This window comes from Rahnella bonaserana (genome assembly GCF_019049675.1).
Lineage (GTDB): Bacteria > Pseudomonadota > Gammaproteobacteria > Enterobacterales > Enterobacteriaceae > Rahnella > Rahnella bonaserana.
The window spans coordinates 27,443-47,435 of the sequence record NZ_JAFMOW010000060.1; the positions used below are offsets into that span (position 1 = coordinate 27,443).

The 19,993-nt window shown below is 51.0% G+C and carries 15 protein-coding genes; 11 read left to right on the plus strand and 4 right to left on the minus strand.

The genetic code is table 11. The features are described 5' to 3' along the window. Positions 1-43 precede the first annotated feature (43 nt). On the minus strand, positions 44-1,498 hold the full coding sequence (locus tag J1778_RS09765; RefSeq protein ID WP_217173007.1) for an NAD-dependent succinate-semialdehyde dehydrogenase: 1,455 nt from the start codon (positions 1,496-1,498) through the stop codon (positions 44-46). 8 nt (positions 1,499-1,506) lie between these two features. Beyond that, positions 1,507-2,775 carry a 4-aminobutyrate--2-oxoglutarate transaminase gene (locus tag J1778_RS09770; protein ID WP_217173008.1) on the minus strand — a complete coding sequence of 423 codons (1,269 nt, stop codon included), beginning with the start codon at positions 2,773-2,775 and terminating at the stop codon, positions 1,507-1,509. 146 nt (positions 2,776-2,921) lie between these two features. Between J1778_RS09770 and pdxR the strand changes: the two genes are divergently transcribed. The 9 genes from pdxR to J1778_RS09815 all read left to right on the plus strand — a co-directional run bounded on the left by pdxR (position 2,922) and on the right by J1778_RS09815 (position 15,072). Then, positions 2,922-4,442, plus strand: a complete 1,521-nt coding sequence (gene pdxR, locus J1778_RS09775) for a MocR-like pyridoxine biosynthesis transcription factor PdxR (protein WP_217173009.1) — start codon at positions 2,922-2,924, stop codon at positions 4,440-4,442. A 1,489-nt stretch (positions 4,443-5,931) separates the two neighbouring features. Then, positions 5,932-6,558, plus strand: coding sequence for a ParA family partition ATPase (parA, locus tag J1778_RS09780; protein ID WP_217173010.1), 627 nt, complete (start codon positions 5,932-5,934; stop codon positions 6,556-6,558). Continuing rightward, entirely contained in the window at positions 6,555-6,764 is a 210-nt protein-coding gene (locus tag J1778_RS09785; protein WP_112289538.1) for a plasmid partition protein ParG, read from the plus strand. Before parA ends, J1778_RS09785 begins: the two co-directional genes overlap by 4 nt. Before the next feature lie 1,374 nt (positions 6,765-8,138). Then, entirely contained in the window at positions 8,139-9,125 is a 987-nt protein-coding gene (locus J1778_RS09790; protein WP_217173011.1) for a replication initiation protein, read from the plus strand. Positions 9,126-9,531: 406 nt separating this feature from the next. Beyond that, complete coding sequence (locus tag J1778_RS09795) at positions 9,532-11,151, plus strand: ABC transporter substrate-binding protein (RefSeq protein WP_238484654.1); 1,620 nt, start codon at positions 9,532-9,534, stop codon at positions 11,149-11,151. A 51-nt stretch (positions 11,152-11,202) separates the two neighbouring features. Further along, complete coding sequence (locus tag J1778_RS09800; RefSeq protein ID WP_217173013.1) at positions 11,203-12,162, plus strand: ABC transporter permease; 960 nt, start codon at positions 11,203-11,205, stop codon at positions 12,160-12,162. Further along, positions 12,162-13,109, plus strand: coding sequence for an oligopeptide ABC transporter permease (gene opp4C, locus J1778_RS09805; protein WP_217173014.1), 948 nt, complete (start codon positions 12,162-12,164; stop codon positions 13,107-13,109). Before J1778_RS09800 ends, opp4C begins: the two co-directional genes overlap by 1 nt. Beyond that, positions 13,106-14,110: an ABC transporter ATP-binding protein gene (locus tag J1778_RS09810; RefSeq protein ID WP_217173015.1), complete on the plus strand. Its 1,005-nt coding sequence runs from the start codon at positions 13,106-13,108 to the stop codon at positions 14,108-14,110. Before opp4C ends, J1778_RS09810 begins: the two co-directional genes overlap by 4 nt. Further along, a complete protein-coding gene (locus J1778_RS09815; RefSeq protein WP_217173016.1) occupies positions 14,107-15,072 on the plus strand; it encodes an ABC transporter ATP-binding protein in 966 nt (321 codons plus the stop codon). Before J1778_RS09810 ends, J1778_RS09815 begins: the two co-directional genes overlap by 4 nt. 34 nt (positions 15,073-15,106) lie before the next feature. On the opposite strand, the gene J1778_RS09820 is transcribed toward J1778_RS09815, so the two are convergent. Further along, positions 15,107-16,030: a LysR family transcriptional regulator gene (locus J1778_RS09820; RefSeq protein ID WP_113876553.1), complete on the minus strand. Its 924-nt coding sequence runs from the start codon at positions 16,028-16,030 to the stop codon at positions 15,107-15,109. Between the two features lie 158 nt (positions 16,031-16,188). On the opposite strand from J1778_RS09820, the gene J1778_RS09825 reads away from it, so the two are divergent. Continuing rightward, the gene (locus tag J1778_RS09825; protein WP_217173017.1) at positions 16,189-17,061 is read left to right on the plus strand and encodes a fumarylacetoacetate hydrolase family protein; all 873 of its coding nucleotides are present in this window, start codon (positions 16,189-16,191) and stop codon (positions 17,059-17,061) included. 6 nt (positions 17,062-17,067) lie between these two features. On the opposite strand, the gene J1778_RS09830 is transcribed toward J1778_RS09825, so the two are convergent. Continuing rightward, positions 17,068-18,468: a PTS transporter subunit EIIC gene (locus tag J1778_RS09830; protein WP_217173148.1), complete on the minus strand. Its 1,401-nt coding sequence runs from the start codon at positions 18,466-18,468 to the stop codon at positions 17,068-17,070. Positions 18,469-18,792: 324 nt separating this feature from the next. Here J1778_RS09830 and J1778_RS09835 point away from each other — a divergent pair, with 324 nt between their 5' ends. Beyond that, the gene (locus J1778_RS09835; protein WP_217173018.1) at positions 18,793-19,992 is read left to right on the plus strand and encodes an enolase C-terminal domain-like protein; all 1,200 of its coding nucleotides are present in this window, start codon (positions 18,793-18,795) and stop codon (positions 19,990-19,992) included. The last annotated feature ends 1 nt before the right edge of the window (position 19,993 follow it).

A 19,993-nucleotide genomic window follows, 5' to 3' on the forward strand; every position in this document is an offset into this window, starting at 1 on the left:
CTTTCTTAGTATGCTGTTCCCATACTCCCCGTAATCTGCACCCTTATTCACCCAGCTCGATGCACAGGTATTTCATTTCCAGATAATCATCCATACCGTAACGTGAGCCTTCACGCCCCAGGCCGGATTGTTTAATGCCACCGAACGGCGCGACTTCGTTGGAAATCAGACCAGTATTAATACCTACCATGCCATATTCCAGCAATTCCGGTATCCGCCACTGACGTGCTGCGTCGCGGGTAAAAATGTATGCCGCGAGGCCAAATTCGGTGTCATTTGCCATTGCCAAAACCTGCGCTTCATCTGTAAAACTAAATACGGGCGCCACCGGTCCGAACGTTTCTTCACGGGCAAATTTCATCGCTGACGTAACATTTCCGATAACCGTTGGCTGGAAGAATGTCCCGCCAAGTGCATGTGGCTGCCCGCCGGTCAGTAACATGGCGCCTTGCGATAACGCATCTTCTATATGTTCCTGCACTTTGCTGACTGCCGCCTGGTCGATAAGTGGCCCCTGCGTAACGCCGGTTTTTGTACCTTCACCCACGCTGAGTTTTTCGACTTCTTCGACCAGTCTGGCAATAAGCGCCGGATAAATGCCCTGCTGGACATAAATCCGGTTAGCGCAAACACAGGTTTGCCCGCTGTTACGGAACTTCGAAGCCATAATCCCGGCCACTGCACGCTCCAGATTGGCGTCGTCGAACACAATAAATGGCGCGTTACCCCCCAGTTCCAGCGAGAGCTTTTTCACCGTCGGTGCACTTTGCGCCATCAGGATGCGCCCTACTTCTGTCGACCCGGTAAAGCTAAGCTTGCGCACCACAGGACTGTCACACAACACTTTGCCAGTGGCCTGCGCTGAACCGGTGATCACCTGCAACACGCCTGCCGGAATACCGGCTTCCATCGCCAGTTGTCCAAGCGCTAACGCTGTCAGCGGTGACTGTTCGGCAGGTTTAACAATCATCGTGCAGCCTGCAGCCAGCGCCGGTGCGGCTTTGCGGGTGATCATCGCTGCCGGGAAATTCCAGGGCGTAATGGCTGCACACACGCCAATGGGTTGTTTCAAAACCAGCATCCGCTGGGATGCCTGCACCGGAGCCAGCACGCTGCCTTCAACGCGTTTGGCTTCTTCAGCAAACCATTCGATAAAAGAAGCGGCGTAGACAATTTCACCCCGCGCTTCCGCAAGGGGTTTGCCCTGTTCTGCCGTCAGCAACGCCGCTAAGTCGTCAGCGTGTTCCAGCATCAGTTGCGCCCATTTCTGCATCAGCGCGGCACGCTGTTTGGCCGTTTTTTCTCTCCAGCCCTGCTGCGCCTGTTCGGCATACACAATAGCCTGCGCCGTTTGCGCCGTGGTGATTTGAGGAACGCGACCAATTACCCCACCGTTTGCCGGATTAATCACATTGTCGAATTCACCGTTTTCACTGTCATACCATTCGCCGTTAATAAGGCATTGCTGGCGCAGAAGGCCTGGATGTTTCAGTTGCATAAGCTGCCTCAGTCTGCAAGAACGCGGGATAAAATCGCCAGTGCGTCTTTAAACTGGGCGTCAGGAATGGTCAGCGGATACAGGAAGCGGATCACGTTACCCTGTACGCCGCAGCTCAGCATCAGCAAACCGGCATCCAGCGCTTTGCGAAGATACTGTTTAGTCAGCTCAGCAGAAGGTTTTCCGGTCGCGGGATCGTTAAATTCGGCAGCCACCATCGACCCGCGTGCGCGGACATCCACCAGCGCCGGGCATGTCGTTTTGGCTTTTTCCAGCACTTCCACCAGCTCCGATCCTAAGCGGCTGGCGCGGTCACACAATTTTTCTTCTTCGATGATGTCGAGCACAGCAAGGGCTGATGCCACTGCCAGCGGATTACCGGCGTAGGTTCCCCCCAGACCTCCCGGTTCAGGCGCATCCATCAGTTCAGCGCGTCCCGTTACGCCGGAAATCGGGATCCCGCCGCCGAGGCTTTTCGCCATCGTGACGATGTCCGGTTTAGCATCCGGATAATAATCCGAAGCAAACATTTTGCCGGTACGTGCAAAACCGCTCTGGACTTCGTCAGCAATCATCACAATGCCGTGGCGATCGCAGATATCACGCAACCCTTTCACGAATTCTTCCGGCGCAATATTGAAACCGCCCTCGCCCTGCACCGGCTCATATATAATTGCGGCTACTTGGGAAGGACTAATATCACTACGGAAAATACGTTCGATGCTGTCGAGTGCCATTTCAGTGGTGACACCCTGCACGGCGTTCGGATATTGCGCATGGAAAACGGAGGCAGGAAAAGGCCCGAAACCGACTTTGTATGGAACCACTTTGCCGGTCAGCGCCATGGTCAGCAGTGTGCGGCCGTGAAAAGCGCCGGAGAAGGTCAAAATGCCAGGCCGACCGGTTGCTGCGCGGGCAATTTTCACCGCGTTTTCTACCGCCTCCGCGCCGGTGCTGAAAAAGGTCGTTTTAGCTTTGCCGCTGACCGGGGCAATCGAATTGATGCGCTCTGCCAGTTCCACAAAGCTGGCGTAAGGGACGATCTGATAGGCCGTATGCGTGAAAAGGTCGAGCTGTTTGCGGATTGCTTCAACAATTTTCGGGTGACGATGCCCGGTGTTCAGCACAGCAATCCCGGCAGTAAAATCGATGTATTCCCGTCCCTGCTCATCCCACAGCGTCGCGTTTTCCGCCTTCGCTGCGTAGAAATCACACATGACGCCAACACCCCGTGGTGTCGCCTCTTTACGGCGTTTTTCCAGTTCACTGTGACTCATCTTTCGCTCCTGCATGAAGGTTGATGTTTTATATGATGCCGGTTGCAAGCTGAACAATTTGTCGTAATAGCAATCCGTTCTTGTGTTTTATCCCGCCAGCGGCTCTATAATCCAGAACCAGTTTGAATTATTTTGAGGTACCACTTTTGCGTTCTCTGCTTTCAGACCTCATTTCTCAACGCCTGACCGGCCTTTCCGACACGCCTACAGGCACGCTGAATAAGCGCGTTTATCAGGCGTTACAGCAGGCAATTTTCGACGGCAGTATCGCGCCGGGCAGCCGTTTGCCGGCCTCGCGTGACCTGGCAAAAGAGCTGGATATTTCGCGCAATACAGTGCTTGCTGCGTATGACCAGTTGCAGGCGGAGGGATACATTCAGACCCGTAGCGGAAGTGGGACTTTCGTCACATCAGATTTGCCTGAGGACGGCGTGATTACCGATAAAACGGCACGGTACTTTGCGCCGGTACGCAGCCATGTTGTGCTTTCCGAACGCGGCACCCGGTTGCTGACGCGCACGGGCGTTGCCTCGCAACAATGGGGCGCATTCATGCCCGGCGTGCCCGACGTGACTAAATTTCCGCATGAGATCTGGCGTAAACTTCAGAACCGCCTGAGCCGCCGCCTGCACCCTGAATTCCTGACTTATTCCCGCCACGGAGGATGTCCGCAACTGCAGCATGCACTGGCGGATTATCTGCGCGTTGCACGTTCTGTTGATTGCACGGCTGACCAGATTCTGATCACCACAGGTACACATCAGGCACTGGATCTGCTGGCCAAAATGCTCTGCGACCCCGGCGACACTGCCTGGATTGAAGAGCCGAGTTACTGGGGAATTCGTAATGTGCTGACCATTAATGGCGTTGATATTCAGCCGGTTCCTGTAGATGACAGTGGCATGGCTCCGCCTGAAAACATGCCTGAGAATTCTTTGAATAACCCTGTGCCGAAACTTATATGCGTGACACCGTCACATCACTACCCCCTCGGGTCGGTGATGAGCCTTGCAAGACGCCAAAAAATTCTTGCGATGGCCAGTGAACTTGGTAGCTGGATTGTGGAAGATGACTACGACAGCGAATTCCGTTACTCGGGCAGTCCAATCCCGGCACTGCAGGGACTGAGCAGCGATGCGCCTGTAATTTACATCGGAACATTCAGCAAGACGCTGTATCCCGCGATGCGCATCAGTTACATGGTTCTTCCCCGCCCGCTGGCGTCACGCTTAAAGATTGCGCACTCAGAGCTGTACCGTGGCGGAAACGGACTCACACAACTAACGCTGGCGGAATTTATTCGCGAAGGACATTACGCCGCGCACATTCGCAAAATGCGGCTGATTTACGGCAAACGCCGAAATACGCTGACGCGGATGATTGAACAGGAACTTGGACCAGAATATCTTTGTGAAGACAGCAACGCCGGACTTCATCTGATCCTTTCGCTGCCGGATTCTATTGATGATGTGGCGCTGAGTGCAGAGCTTGAGCAGTTAAAAATCTTGACCCGCCCTCTGTCAGCTTATTATCTGCGCCCTGCCCCGCGTCGCGGATTGTTGCTCGGTTATGGCTGTGTACCTGAGGAAGAAATTGAAACTGCATTCGGGCATATCGTCGAGTGTCTGCGACGACGTTTGTTTTCAGCGGGTACAACTGAGCCATAAGTAAGGCGGTAACCCAATCCTATGATTGTGCGATTTGGTGATTTCGTGATTTCATGATTTCATGATTTCATGATTTCATGATTTCATGATTTCATGATTATAAGATTTTAGATATCCTGAGATAATGCAATCAATAAATCATTGAATCCCATCATCCTGTAATCAGAGATAAATCTTTGAATCCTGATACTCTCTGAATCCTGAAATCATAAGATGTATGATCCAGGATTTCATAATCACAGAATCTCTAAATCTTGAGATTCCAGCCATCACCATCCTATAATCTTATAATCACACCATCCAATCCTGACCACCCGGAATCACAGGATATAAATCCCATCATCCCAGAATCATTTGTTGAATCTCAGGATTATATAATCCCAATAGTATCTTCAAGAAACATACCATCCCGTGATTTTTGTAGTAAATCTTATAATCCTGAAATCCATACATAATCCTGGGATTCTAAAATCTTTCTGCGTGCAAACGATGAAATAGTATAAGGTATTGAATTACAATCAATGATTATAAAATCCCATAATCCTTAAGTTCATGCTGAATCCTATAATCTTGTAATCATTATCTCAATTTAGAATCCCAGGATACTGAAATCCCCAAACTAGAATACTGCACAATTTCTCGCGAACAGGATTTCAGGATATCAGAATTCTGGAATCCTGTAGCTCCGCCTCACTGAATCTTGTGATTCAGTAAGGTCATAATCTCATGACTCAACCGGTATTGATCTCCAGTTATTCCCGAATAATCCTGAAATCCGGATATGCCCTGAATCCTGAAATCCCAGTATATCCGCACTACCATCCTGGGAGCACAGGATTCAGATGTTGAGATGTTGAGATGTTGAGATGTTGAGATGTTGAGATGGTGAGATGGTGAGATGGTGAGATGGTGAGATGGTGAGATGGTGAGATGGTGAGATGGTGAGATGGTGAGATGGTGAGATGGTGAGATGGTGAGATGGTGAGATGGTGAGATTTTATATCCTGATGCATTTATGTCCAGTCATTTAAATGAACATGTGCATCCTGTCATCTGATGATACCAGGAGTGTTGAATCCCGGACTTTCAAGATTCAGAGATTCAGAGATTCAGAGATTTAATGATTACCGGATAACGAGATTTACGTAAATGTTCTGCAAACAGATTCAACCGGAAGTTAAAGATTTTGTAATCCTAAAATCATGTAATCCCAACCTTATACAATCCTGTGATGTGGGGAACGGATTATCTCAAGTTTTAAAGTTAACACTCTTAACAACCTCATGGAATCCTGTAATCATGGGATAATGTAATTCGATAATCCTTAGATATTGAAATCCCCGGCTGCAAACTTTATAGTAGCAGTCCAATCCTGTGATTCATGGATTAGAAAATCTCAGAATCCTAAGATTACAAACTAAATGAATCCTAAAATCTTATGATTTTGGAATCCTGTTATCATTACTGAACGCTTCATTAAGAGGTTGTCATGGCAGCGAAAATTATTTCCTTCCTTAACGGGAAGGGCGGAGTAGGGAAAACCACGACATCAATAAACATCGCAACTTGTCTGGCAAGACAAGGCCATAAAGTGGTGATGGTTGATACCGATCCACAGGGAAGCATCAGCAACTGGTATGACGAAAGCAAATGCCAGTTCGACCTGGCTGAAGCGGCTTCAGAAAAAGAAGTCTACACCGTACGCAAGCAACTGAAAGAATACGATTACGTAGTGATTGATGGGGCAGCTGCAATATCAGCTATTTCATCTGCAGCGGTAATGGTGAGTGATTTAGTGCTGATCCCCGTGACACCGTCACCTTTAGATTTTGCTGCTTGCGGCGCTATTCTTGCCGTTGTCGAAGCACGCGAAAACCTGCAACCCGTAATTGCCCGCTTTCTGATCACTAAAAAAGTGGCATCGGCTAAAATGCTTGAAGTACTGAAGGCATCCATTGCCGACACGGGCGTTCCTGCGCTGCGTACCGGCACGACCCAACGCCAGGTGTACATTCGAACCATGATGGATGGTGGCACCGTTTTCGATACAACGGACGGAAATGCGAAGGGTGAAATTGAAATTATGACTAAAGAAATCACGGAGTTGCTGAAATGAAAATGAAACTTGGCCAGCACAGACAACTGACTACAGCACTGGACGCTGTGGCTAAACCGCCTGCATCGGTGAAAAAGCTACAAACGAATATCGATGAGGAGCTGCATCGCCGATTCAAAACCAGCTGCTTCCTGCAGGATCGCGAAATGAAAGACGTTCTGACAGAACTGATCGAAGCGTGGCTCATCCACAACGAACGCGCCTGATAATATGATCGCTGGCTGGATCGGGTCTTACAGGCCCGTTTCTGGCTTCATCCAGTCTGTAAACCTTGCTCAGCCTGCCTTAAACGCTAACCAATCCCTTCCTGAAGTATTCTCTCCGTTGTGATCAGATCCCAAGATCAAATAATGTTTTGTTTATTTTATAAGTTTAGATCTTTCTCTTTAGGGAGCATTTTTACTTTTAATTATCATAGAGTTGTAGCTCATATTGTGGAATCATTTCCTGTCCGAGGTGGAGATCCTTCATGTTGGATGTGGATCCTTTTCATGGTGAATGTAGAGTCTTTTTCTGTGGATAATCTCTTTAGGGATCAAGTCATTATCTATGTGGAGGGATTTTCTGTGGATACTTTCCTCCTTTGTCATGTCACTACGCCCGGACGACCCAAAACTCGCTAACATACTGCCATAACTGCTTTTTCTTATACGTGGAGACTTTTCCTGATCCCCTTAGAAAGGAAGATATGTGGAAGAATTTCCTGTGACAGCGTCACGTGGTGTCACAAATAGCGAAATGGGATCCCCGAAAGTCCGCAGGCAGGGCACAGCGCGGCCTGTTCAGGAGGCATAATGCGTTTATGTGGAGGTTTTTCCTGATCCCTGAAAGGTGATATGTGGAAACATTATCTGATCCCAAAAACAGGCATTTAGATCAGGCTCGTCATGATGGCATTATAAATCAATGACTTATTTTTTAAGTGACATTGTCACATCACGATATGTGGAGATTTTTCCTGATCCCAGTCGCCGTTTTAACCTTCAAACATCAGGCTAAAAACCAGCAGCCAACGATAAGTGGAAAGATTTCCTGATCCCGTTACCCGTTATACGTGGAAAGATTTTCTGTGATCTGATCGCAGTAGTTATGTGGAGTGATTTCCTGATCAGATGTCAGTCGTGCCGCTAATGTGGAGACATTTTCTGATCTCACCTGTGAGCATTATGTGGAAAGTTTTCCTGATCATCCCAGTAAAGACAAGAAAGTGACGCGAAATGGAAATGAGAAGGGGATCACAGTGCGACGTCAGCTGAATAAACAGGCAATAACAGCTCTAATGTGGAAGAATTATCTGATCATCAGCCGGCGAGAAGCAACTCTGCGGGCATCAGTAACGGGAAAGATCACCCTACGGATATGTGGAGTAATTTCCTGTAAAAAAGCTGTCGATCCAGCATGTTAAAAAAAGGATCCCTGGTGGGCAGGAAATGCATATGTGGAGATTTTTCCTGATCGGATTTTTTTGATCCTTAGTTAACTTGATGATTTTGAATAAATAAATAACCCTTGTTTTTACTTTACGGCAGCAATTTTTATGTGGAATAATTTACCTACTTTCCACTTATGGATCCTGCTACATGGAACTGAATAAACTCACAGTAGTTCAGGGGAACGATCTTCTTGAAGGCGCCTATAGCGTCACTCTGGATGAAATGCGCTTGCTTAACCTGGCGCTGGCTCAAATTGATAGCAGGAAACCGCAACCGGATACGCTTTATCGACTTTTCCCTCAGGATTATCAGCGGATCTACGGGGTAAACCCGACAAGCAGCCACCGCCAGTTGCGCGAAGCAGCTGAAAGCCTGATGAAAAAGCCGGTGACCATCTACAAGCCTGATGTGAAAACCGGCAAAGTGCGTACCGTGCAGCTTTCCTGGTTTTCGCGTCTGGAATACGTCAGCAGTGACGATCACAGTGCAGTCGTACTGAGATTCGGGCAGGACGTTGCGCCATATCTGTATGAACTTAAAGAATCTTTTACCAAACTCAATTTCGCCAATATCGCGAAACTTGATACCCCGTTCTCCGTACGCTTGTATGGCTGGTTAATCAAAGCCAAGAACCTCTACGGGCGTCGCAGTGGCAAAGCCATTGAAGTGACACTGGATCTCAACTGGATGCGCGAGAAGGCCGGTTTAGCGGGCAAATACGAGGACTATCGTGACTTCCGCCAGAAGCTGCTTGAGCCAACGATCAACCGGATCAATGCCAACACCGACATATCCGTTGTCTGGGAGCCGGTGAAGCAGGGGAGAACGGTGGTATCCATCAAGTTTGCCTATGTGGATGAATCCGCACCTGAAGCCAGCAAACCGCTGCGTCCGCGTTTGCCACGCCGTCCGCGTGCCGTCGCCGGATCCGCGCTCGAAGGTGAGTGGGCTCGCCGTTGCATCAGCATTTTCGAAGAGTATCTCGAAAAATTAAATGCTTATGATGTTGAAGAAAAGGCCACGCTGCCGGATCTTCGCAAGCTTTCAGGCTGGTACAAGATGATTGGCGAAAAGAACAAGCAAAAAGAGATCCTCTCAGAAGTCAGTTCCCGCAGCAAAAAAGCCGCTGCCTGATAAACCTCTAACGCTCCCAAATCTGAACGGCGTATCCTTAAAAAGATACGCCGTTTTTATTTAATTCGTATCGGCTGTGTTTGCACATCTCCGCGAGGAAATTCCTTATATATTATGCCTTAGAAAGTTAGTAAGTGCTTACTGGGTGTGATCAGGAAATTATTCCACATTAACCGTTTTGGTGGCTAATTCACCGTACTGTTCTAAAAGCTATAAGCCATATTTTTTCGTTGTTAGACAAGGCTTAACGGCATCCTTACTCTTTGTCATGTTTTGTAAACCGTTTGCACACATTACAGATGAGGGATCTCTTTTGGCTACGTTATTACGTTCCGCTTTCGCGCCAGTCGTACAACGCGCGCGTCGCACTGCCTCTTTCAAAATCGCATTACTGGCCAGTGCCGTAATGTTGTCTTCTTTTGCTTTTGCTGATGATGTCTTAAAAGAAGGCATTACACCGGCCACCGATGCCAGCCAGGTACCTGCTGCCGCGAAACTGCGCACTGATACAGTGATCGCCGGGATCTCCGAACCTCAGGGTATTTTTAACCCTTACTTCTTCGTAAACGGCTGGGATGAAAACGTCACTAACGTGATTTTCGCCCGTCTGATTGACTGGGATAGCCAGGGCAAACTGGTCCCTGGTCTGGCAGAAAACTGGACCGTCAGTCCTGATGGCAAGACCTACACCATCAAACTGCGCCATGACCTGAAGTTCAGCGATGGTTCTCCGCTGACGGCAGAAGACGTCGCGTTCACGCTGACCGTGTTGTACGACCCGAAATATGACGGCGACACCGATATCACGCTGGCGCACATTGCCGGCGGTGATGAATATAAGCAGGGCAAGGCGGACAGCATCAGTGGTCTGAAGGTGATCGACCCGCTGACCTTGCAGGTCACTACCACGCAACCGGGTGCCACCACGCTGCAAAAAATCGGCGGACCGGTACTTTCGAAAGCCTATTACGGCAAAGGCTACACGCGCGGTAATCTCGATTATCTGCGCACGCTGCATGGCAAACCGCTCGGTAACGGCCCGTATGTGTACGACAAATACATTCCGGGGCAGGAGATCCGTTTCCACGCCAACACCAATTATTATCGCGGCGTACCGCCGACTCCGCGCTTTATCTATCGCGTGACCAATCCGTCGACCAACTTCCAGTTATTCCAGACGGGTGATACCGATTATGACGCGTTCACTTCGCGCCCGGACGATATCGAACAGCTGAAAATGCTCGGCTTTGCCAATATCAACCTTTATGGTTCCAGCGATTACAGCAAGATTGAGTTCAACGTCAGACGCCCTGCGTTGCAAGATGTGAAAGTCCGTCAGGCGCTGATTTACGGTCTTGATCGCCAGAAACTGATCGACGTGGTGTATCAGGGATATGGATCGGTGGCGATTGAGCCGATCGCGCCGATTTCCTGGGCGTATAACACTGAAGGCGTGAACCCGTATAAATTCGATCCGGCGCAGGCCAACAAATTGCTGGATGAAGCAGGATGGAAAGCGGGCAGTGACGGGATCCGTGTGAAAGACGGTAAACGTCTTGAACTGACGTTACTGGTCAGCAAAAAAGTGCTGAACGACGCGCTGATCCCGATCGCGAAAGAGAACTATCAGAAAATCGGCGTGCTGCTGAAACCACAGGTGGTGGATTTCAACGCACTGATGTCTCAGCGTAAGGCCGGGAATTACGATCTGGCGTCCTTCAGCACCAGCACGCTTAATGATCCGCATGATGGCGTCTGGGATTACTACAGCACAGAGTCCACTGAATCGGGCTACAACAATCCTGAAGTTGATAAGCTGATCAACGAAGGGAATGCCACGCTGGATATCGAAAAGCGTAAACCGATTTATCATGAACTGTATAAAGTGCTGGCGAACGATCCGCCGGTGATCCTGCTCGGTAACCGTAAAATTCTCTCGGCCAGCAGCGCCCGTGTGACTGGTTTTAAACCGGATATCTACAACGGCCTGACCGGCAGTCTGCCGGACGTCAAAATCGTAAAATAATCAGAAATAATGCGGCTGCCGGACTCTTCCGGCAGCTTCAATGAGAAAGTCATGAGAAATTTCATTCTGCGTCGTTTACTTCAAACCATTCCGATGTTGTTCCTCGCTTCGCTGCTCATCTTCATGCTGTTTGCCAAAACGCCGGGCGATTTCATCGACGGGAATATCACCCTGACCGCGCAACGCGCTGCCGAGCTGAAAGCGTTGTATGGTCTGGATCAGCCGCTGCTTAGTCGTTATCTGCACTGGCTGGGAAATCTGTTGCGCGGCGATCTCGGCTTCTCGCTGCAATATCAGATCCCCGTCAGTCAGCTGCTGAATCAGTACATCTGGAACTCCTTTCTGCTCGCCACCATTGCGATGGTGTTGTACTGGGGGATTGCGCTGGCAGTGGGTATTGTCTCGGCGATGAAACCCTATTCTCTGTTTGATCACGTGGTGAGCATTGTGATTTTTGCCGCCATGTCCTTCCCGACCTTCTTCCTGTGCCTGCTGCTGATCAAATGGTTCGCCGTGGATTTGCACTGGCTGCCGGTGGGCGGAATGACCAATACCGGCAGTGACGCGACCGGTTGGGCTTGGGTAGCGCAGGTGGCCGCGCATCTGGTGTTGCCGGTGGTTGCGCTGGTGATGTTACAGGCGGGCAGCCTGACGCGTTATTTCCGCGCCAGCATGCTGGATGTGGTGCGTATGGATTTCATCCGTACCGCGCGCGCCAAGGGGCTGCGCGAGTGCACGGTCATCCTGAAACATGCGCTTCGAAATGCGTTGCTGCCGATTATCACGCTGCTGGGTTTCGAGCTGCCGGGGCTGTTTTCCGGAGCGCTGATCACCGAAAAAGTCTTTAACTGGCCCGGAGCGGGGCACATTCACATTGATTCACTGGCTGCCCGTGATTACCCGGTTCTGATGGGCTTCACGTTGTTTCTGGCGGTGTTAACCATTCTTGGCAACCTGATTGCTGATGTGCTGTATGCGTGGGCTGATCCGCGTATTCGTGTGAGGTCGTGATGTTTGGCTCTTTATTTTCTACCAATCGCCGGTTACGCGAAGCACAGATCCCCGCACTGTCACAGGTGACACCGTCACCCTGGTTACAGGCCTGGCGTGCTTTACGTCAGAACCGGTTGGCGATGTTTTGTCTTATTTTGCTCATGATAATGGCGGTCTGGTGCATAGTGGGCCCTTACTATTCGCCGTGGCGTGATGATGCGACCGATGCGCTAATGATCAACAAAGCGCCCAATGCTGAGCACTGGCTGGGTACCGATTTTCTCGGGCGTGACGTGTATACGCGGCTGCTGCTGGCCGGTCGCATCTCGCTGATTATCGGGATGCTGACTATGTTGCTCTCCGTGACGCTCGGCTATCTGATGGGCGCTGTATCCGGCTATGTCGGCGGTATCACCGACAAAATTATCATGCGCTTTGCCGATCTGGTGATGACCATTCCAAGTTTGCCGCTGTTGATCGTGATGGGCGCGATGCTGTCTGAACTGGATTTCTCGCCGGACTCCCGCGTGTACATGGTGATCGTTATGCTCAGTTTGCTGGAATGGCCGAAACTGGCGCGTCTGGTTCGCGGGCAGATCCTTTCACTGCGCGAACGCGATTTTATGCTGGCGACTCAGGTTCTCGGATTGTCGTCGCGCCGTCGCCTGTTCGGTCACTTACTGCCCAATACCGTGCCGATCCTGGTGGTGATGGCAACGATGGCGGTGGCGAATGCCATTCTCAGTGAATCTGCGCTCAGCTATCTGGGATTAGGCGTAGTGCCGCCAACGCCGTCATGGGGAAATATGATGGACGCCGCGAACAGCCTGATCGACTTTCAGCGCCGTCCCTGGTTATGGATGCCGCCGGGCGTGGCGATTTTTATTACGGTGATCGCGATTAATGTGCTGGGCGACGGCCTGCGCGATGCGCTGGATCCAAAGATGAAACGGAGCAAAAAATGACTGAACCCTTGATCCGTTTTAACCAGCTTTCGTTGTCCTTTGCCAGCGATGAAGGACGCGTGCGCGCGGTGCAGGATGTCACCTTTGACATTCAGGCCGGGCAGACGGTCGGCGTGGTCGGTGAATCAGGCTGCGGAAAAAGCGTCACGGCGATGTCGCTGATGGGATTATTGCCGCCACAGGCCGCCCGCATTGACGGGGGCGAAATCCTGTTTCAGGGGCGTGATTTGCTGAAACTGCGTTCGTCACAAATGTCGGATCTGCGCGGTAATCAGCTGGCGATGATCTTTCAGGAACCCATGACTGCGCTCAATCCGGTGCTGACCATTGGTGAACAGCTGGTTGAACCGCTGATCCGTCATCGCGGCGAGTCACCGAAATCGGCGTGGGCCCATGCAACGCAGATGATCACTGAAGTCGGACTGGCGCGCGCGGAAAGCCTGATGACCAGTTATCCGCATCAGCTTTCGGGCGGTATGTTGCAGCGCATCATGATTGCGATGGCGCTGAGTTGTAAGCCGCAGTTGCTGATTGCGGACGAACCCACTACCGCGCTCGATGTCACCGTACAGGCGCAAATCCTGCGTTTGCTGCGCGATCAGGCGCAACAGAACCACATGGCGCTGATGCTGATCACCCACGATTTAGGCGTGATTGCCCAGATGGCGGACCACGTGGTTGTGATGTACGCCGGTAAAATTGTCGAGCAGGGCGCGACCGCCGATGTGCTGCGCAATCCGCTACATCCTTACACGCAGGGGCTGATTGCGTCCCGTCCCACCGCGGGTGAACGTCGTCGTCGGCTGTATTCCATTACCGGACAAGTACCGAGTCTGGCTGCATTGCCACCTTACTGCGCGTTTACCGATCGCTGCTCGCGTGCCACCGAACGTTGCCGCGAAGGGATCCCGCCGCTGGAAGGAAAACACCGTCAGGCCGCCTGTTTCTACAGCGGGTTAACGACGGCACAAGAGAAAAAAGACACGGAGCTGCAACCATGAACGCGGAATATCTGATTGAAGTCGACGGGCTGAAAAAGTATTTCCCGATCCGCGATGGCGTATTCGGTCAGGAAACCGGCCAGCTGCGGGCGGTGGATGGCGTCAGTTTTAACATCCGCAAGGGCACGATTTTTGGTCTGGTCGGAGAATCTGGCAGCGGCAAAACCACGGTAGGGCGCACACTGCTGGGGTTATATGACAAAACGGCCGGTAGCGTAAAATTTCGTGGCGAAGATCTTCATGCCCTCAGGCCTAAACAGCTGAAAGCGCTGCGTCCGAAAATCCAGCTGGTGTTTCAGGATCCCTACAGTTCGCTGAACCCGCGCATCCGCGTCGGTGACGCCATCGGTGAGGCGATGCTCGAACATCAGTTATGTTCGCGGGCAGAACTGCGTGAAAAGGTGCTGGACGTGATGAAAATCTGCGGGCTTTCGCCGTTGCATTACAACCGTTTTCCGCATGAATTTTCGGGTGGTCAGCGCCAGCGTATCGGCATTGCCCGTGCGCTGATCCTGCAACCGGACTTTATCATTGCCGACGAACCTATTTCCGCGCTGGATGTGTCCATTCAGGCGCAGATCATCAATCTGTTCTCGGATTTACGTGACGATCACGGCGTGACGTTTCTGTTTATCTCGCATGATCTCGGCGTGGTCGAACATCTTTGTGATGACGTGGCGGTGATGTATCTCGGCCAGTTGGTGGAAACCGCCAGTCGGGATGTGCTGTTTGAGCGGCCTTTGCATCCGTACACGCAGGCGCTGCTGGCGGCGGTACCGACGCTGGATCCTGACAGTGAACCGGTGGCGATGGTCAGCGGGGAAATCCCGGATCCGTCAAAACCGCCCGCCGGTTGTCGTTTCCACACCCGCTGCCCTCATGCCATGGCACGTTGCCGGGAGGAAGTGCCTGTGTTGCGTGAAGTGGAAAACGGTCACCGCGTGGCCTGCCATCTTGTATAGAGAAAATCGGGTGTAAATCTTCCCCCGCCGGTATTCAGTCTTCGAGGATCCGGCGGGCTTCCATCTGCATTTTTTGCCCGACACTTTTGGTCACGTCGATCACTTTCTGCGTCGCCGGTGAAAGAAACGCTCCTTCCAGCCAGGTGATGCCCACACGGCGTTCCATCACTAACTGATCGTTATCGATGCGGATCAGCCGCGAAAGAAATTCTTCTTCGACCAGAATGTTCTCGGACAAAAAGCTCAGTAATCCGCTTTTCGCGATCAGCCCCGGCACCGATGCCAGCGAGCTGATTTCCACCTTCACGTCCGGTGGCGAACAATGATTTTCATAGAACATTTTATCCAGCCACTGGCGCATGGAGACGGTTTTCGCCGGTAAAATCCAGCCATAACGGCTGAGTTCGCGCAGGCTGGCGGGTTTACCGGCTAACGGATGGTCGCGTGAGGCGGCAACGATCACCCGGTCGGCGGTCACCGGTAACTGCACCACCGGACTGTCGTAATTGACCAGCGGACCGATAATCACATCGATTGCATGACGCTCAAGCAGCGTAAAAAGCACGTCATTCATGCCGATCTGGATTTCCAGTTTCATATTCGGCACCTGCGATTGCAGCATTTTGCAGATTTCAGGCAACAGGAATTGCGTTGCAGAACCGGAGACACCCACGCGAACGATACCGCCCGCGCCGCTGCTCAGTTCATTCATGATTTCCCCAAGCTCAAGATAGGAACTTTGCAGCGCTAAACCGCGCTGATAAAGCACCCGGCCCGCTTCGGTCAGTTCCAGTCCGCGTCCTGCCCGTTTGAACAGTTTGATGTTCAGTTCTTTCTCTAAACGGGTGATGGATTTCGAAAGTGCAGGCTGAGTTATATTTAAATTTTGTGACGCAAGTCTCAAATTCATCATCTCTGCGGCTGTCACAAAGTACTCTAAGTCTCTGTTATTTAACATTGATTCCTGAAATTCATCGATTTGATAATAAAATATAGTAGAAGGCATGAGAGGCAGGGTCAATAATCACGCCAACGTTGCGACGGGCAAGCCGTTTTCGCAACCCGAACGCCAGCAAATTTACCTGTTTTAAGTAAAATAAGAATCTAAGTGCATCTATGAAAATTGTTAATTTCACCACCAGTAAAGACCACATTAAAAGCTTCGGCATCTATAAAGAAGAGGGGATTGTCGACGTCGGCAGTCACTCAGGATGCCGCGATATTAACGAATTCATGGCACGCCATTCACTTTCGGAACTGCAACGCTACGCAGATCTGCCTGCGGATCTTCAGCTGAATGACATCAGTTTCCTGCCGGTCATCGACCGTCCCGGCAAAATCTTCGGCGTGGGCATGAACTACGCGGAAAAACGCAAAGAATTTAATGAAACCAGTGACGCGCCAACGCTGTTTGTCCGTTTTGCGGATTCCCAGGTCGGCCACAATGGCACCATAATCAAACCAGCTTCTTCTGAGCAGTTTGATTATGAAGGTGAACTGGCGATTATTATCGGCCGCACGGGCCGAAATATTTCAGCAGAAGACGCGCTGGATTTTGTCGCCGGTTACAGCTGCTATATGGATGGCTCAGTACGCGACTGGCAGCATAAATGGTATACCGCCGGGAAAAACTGGCCGTCGACGGGCGCGTTTGGTCCGTGGATGGTGACGCCGGATGAAGTGGGCGACCCGCAAAATCTGAGCATCAAAACCTGGCTGAATGACCGACTGGTACAAGACGACACCACTGCCAGCATGATCCACACTATTCCGCAGATGATTGCCTACATCAGCACATTTACTCAGCTTTCTCCGGGCGATGTGATCATGACCGGTTCACCGGGCGGCGTCGGTAAAACCCGCGTACCGCCGTTGTTCCTGCATGAGAATGACAAGATTGAAGTGGAAATCGAAAATATCGGACGTCTGACCAATCTTATTCAGAACGCACCGCTGTCTGAGATTTCGCATTCAAAGACAGCGGCCTGATAAACCTCAGCGGGTCTGATTTACCAGAGGCACCGATTGTTCGGTGCCTTTGTTTTTGACGACCATCAGATACGTCAGCGTAAACGAAAGCCCCAGTGACAGCACCACGCCCATCAGAATGTAGATAAAATACGGACCGATGTAGGCGGGCAGGCTGAAAATGCTCGACAGAATATAGCCGTACAACCGCACCCCGAAGAACGCGATAAACGCAGACGCCACGGAACTGCTGATAGTGGTGGCGATAAACGCTTTTTTGTAGCGCGTCAGCACGCCGAACAGCGCGGGTTCGGTGATCCCCAGCAGGCCTGAAATCGCTGCAGACAGGACCACGGATTTTTGTTCACGGGTTTTGACGTGGAAGTAAATCGCAAAGGTTGATCCGGCAATCGCCATGTTGGCCATAAACATCATCGGCATCAGCATGTCCCAGCCCTGATCGGTAAAGTTCTGCAACGCAATCGGCGTCATGGCGTGATGCATACCGGTGAGGATCGCTACAGGGCGGATCGCACCGACAATAAATCCGGCAAATACTGCAGACACGTCAAACAATCCCTGAATGCCAAACGCCAGTAACTTACCGAGATAAATTCCTGCCGGACCAATCAGCGTCAGTGACACCAGCGCTGCGATAAACAGTGTCAGCGTGGGTGTAAACACGGTTTTCAGCACGTCCGGCATGATTTTATCCACCCAGCGGTGGATGTAACTCAGCGCCAGCACAGAGAAAATCACCGGAATGACGCTCGCCGAATAGTTGAAAAAGGATACCGGCAGCACATCCATAAAGTACAGCGCGGTTGGCGCGCCAGCGGTGTGGCTGGCGAGCGCTTTCGCGGCGTCCATCAGCGTCGGATACATCAGGCAGGCGGCCACGGCGGCGGCCAGGTATTCATTGGTTTTGAAGATCTTCGCCGCAGAAACCGCGAGGAAAAACGGCAGGAAGTAAAACACGCCGCTGGCGATCAAATCGATGATCATCACTGTTTCACTTTTGGCTGAAATCATCTTCAGAGCGATTAATCCTGCCAGTAAACCTTTGATCATCCCCGCGCCTGCAATGGCCGGAACGATCGGGCCGAATACGCCGGAGACGGTATCCATGAACATTGAGATCAGACTTTTACGTCCTTTTGTGGAAACATTTCCTGTTGATGCCGCGGAGTTTGTAGTGACTGGCTCAAGTTGTGACACGATGGCTTCGTACCAGATATTCACCTTGGGGCCGATTATGATCTGCACCTGATCACTCTGGCTTTGTGCGCCAAGCACGCCTGGCAGGTTTTTAATTTCCTCCCAGAGCACTTTATTTTCGTCACGTAAATCAAAACGCAGACGGGTCATGCAATGCCAGACTTTATTAATATTTCCCGCACCGCCGACCAGTTTAACCACCGACTGCATTATTTCTGTATTCACCCTGAACCCCGCGACAAAAAATGAATTATTCTTTATTTGAATGAAAGGGAGTGTAATGAGGGCAGTTTTTAAAAACAAACCAATAAAACAGGATCTTCATCACAAAACTTCACCGTAAGGCGCTGATTTAGTCCGTGATGGCTAAATTGGTCTGTTTTTTGGCGAAAATATGCGGTGCTTTCAAACCAAAATAAAAGCCTTAATTTTAGGTTTACAAGCAGGATAAAAATACGTTGAAATAACGCCAATACGAATATTCCCGCCGCCTTTTTTATGAAAAGGATTAACGGTTTTTATTAAGGATTTATCATGCAGCCTGTGCTGATTACCAATATCGAATGCCAGATTACACGTCCCGATCGTCATAATTTAGTGGTGGTCAGAATTGAAACTGACCGTGGCGTTTTCGGTCTGGGCTGCGCGACGTTCCAGCAACGCCCGCTGGCGGTCAAACTGATGGTCGATGAATATCTCAAACCGCTGCTGATAGGGCGCGATGCGAATCACATCGAAGATTTGTGGCAAATGATGATGGTGAACGCCTACTGGCGTAACGGGCCGGTGATCAACAACGCTATCGCGGGCGTCGATATGGCGCTGTGGGATATCAAAGGCAAGCTGGCGAATATGCCGCTGTATCATTTGTTTGGCGGCAAATCGAAAGATGCGGTGACGGCGTACAGCCATGCAGCAGGCGAAACGCTGGAAGCATTGTACGGCGAAGTCGATCGTCTGCTAGCCGAAGGTTACCGCCACATCCGCTGTCAGCTGGGCTTTTACGGTGGTAATGCGCAGGATTTTCACAGCACCCGTGAGCCGACAATGGGCGCGTATTACGATCAGGATCAGTACATCGACAACACGCTGGCGATGTTTAAAGCGCTGCGCGAAAAATACGGCAATCAGTTTCATATTCTTCACGATGTTCATGAGCGGTTGTTCCCGCAGCAGGCGGTGCAGTTTGCCAAAGCCGTTGAACAATACCGGCCTTACTTTATTGAAGACATTCTGCCGCCCGATCAGAACGAATGGCTGGCGCAGATCCGCAGTCAGACCGCCGTTCCGCTGGCGACCGGCGAGTTATTTAATAATCCTGCAGAATGGAAAGATCTGATCATTAACCGACGGATCGACTTCATCCGCTGCCACGTTTCGCAAATCGGCGGTATTACACCGGCATTAAAACTGGCGCATTTCTGCCAGAGTTTTGGTGTGCGTCTGGCCTGGCATTGCCCGCCGGACATGACGCCGATTGGTGCAGCGGTAAATACACATCTGAATATTCATCTGCACAATGCGGCTATTCAGGAATTTGTGGCGTATCCGGCCAACACGCAACAGGTCTTCCCCGGCGCGCAGAAGCCTGAGAACGGCTATTTTTATCCGGGTGAAGAAGCAGGGATTGGCGTGGGCTTTAACACTCAGATAGCGGAAGAGTTTCCGGTGGTTTACCGGCCGCATGAATGGACGCAAAGCCGCCTGCCGGATGGCGTGATCCACGCGCCGTAAC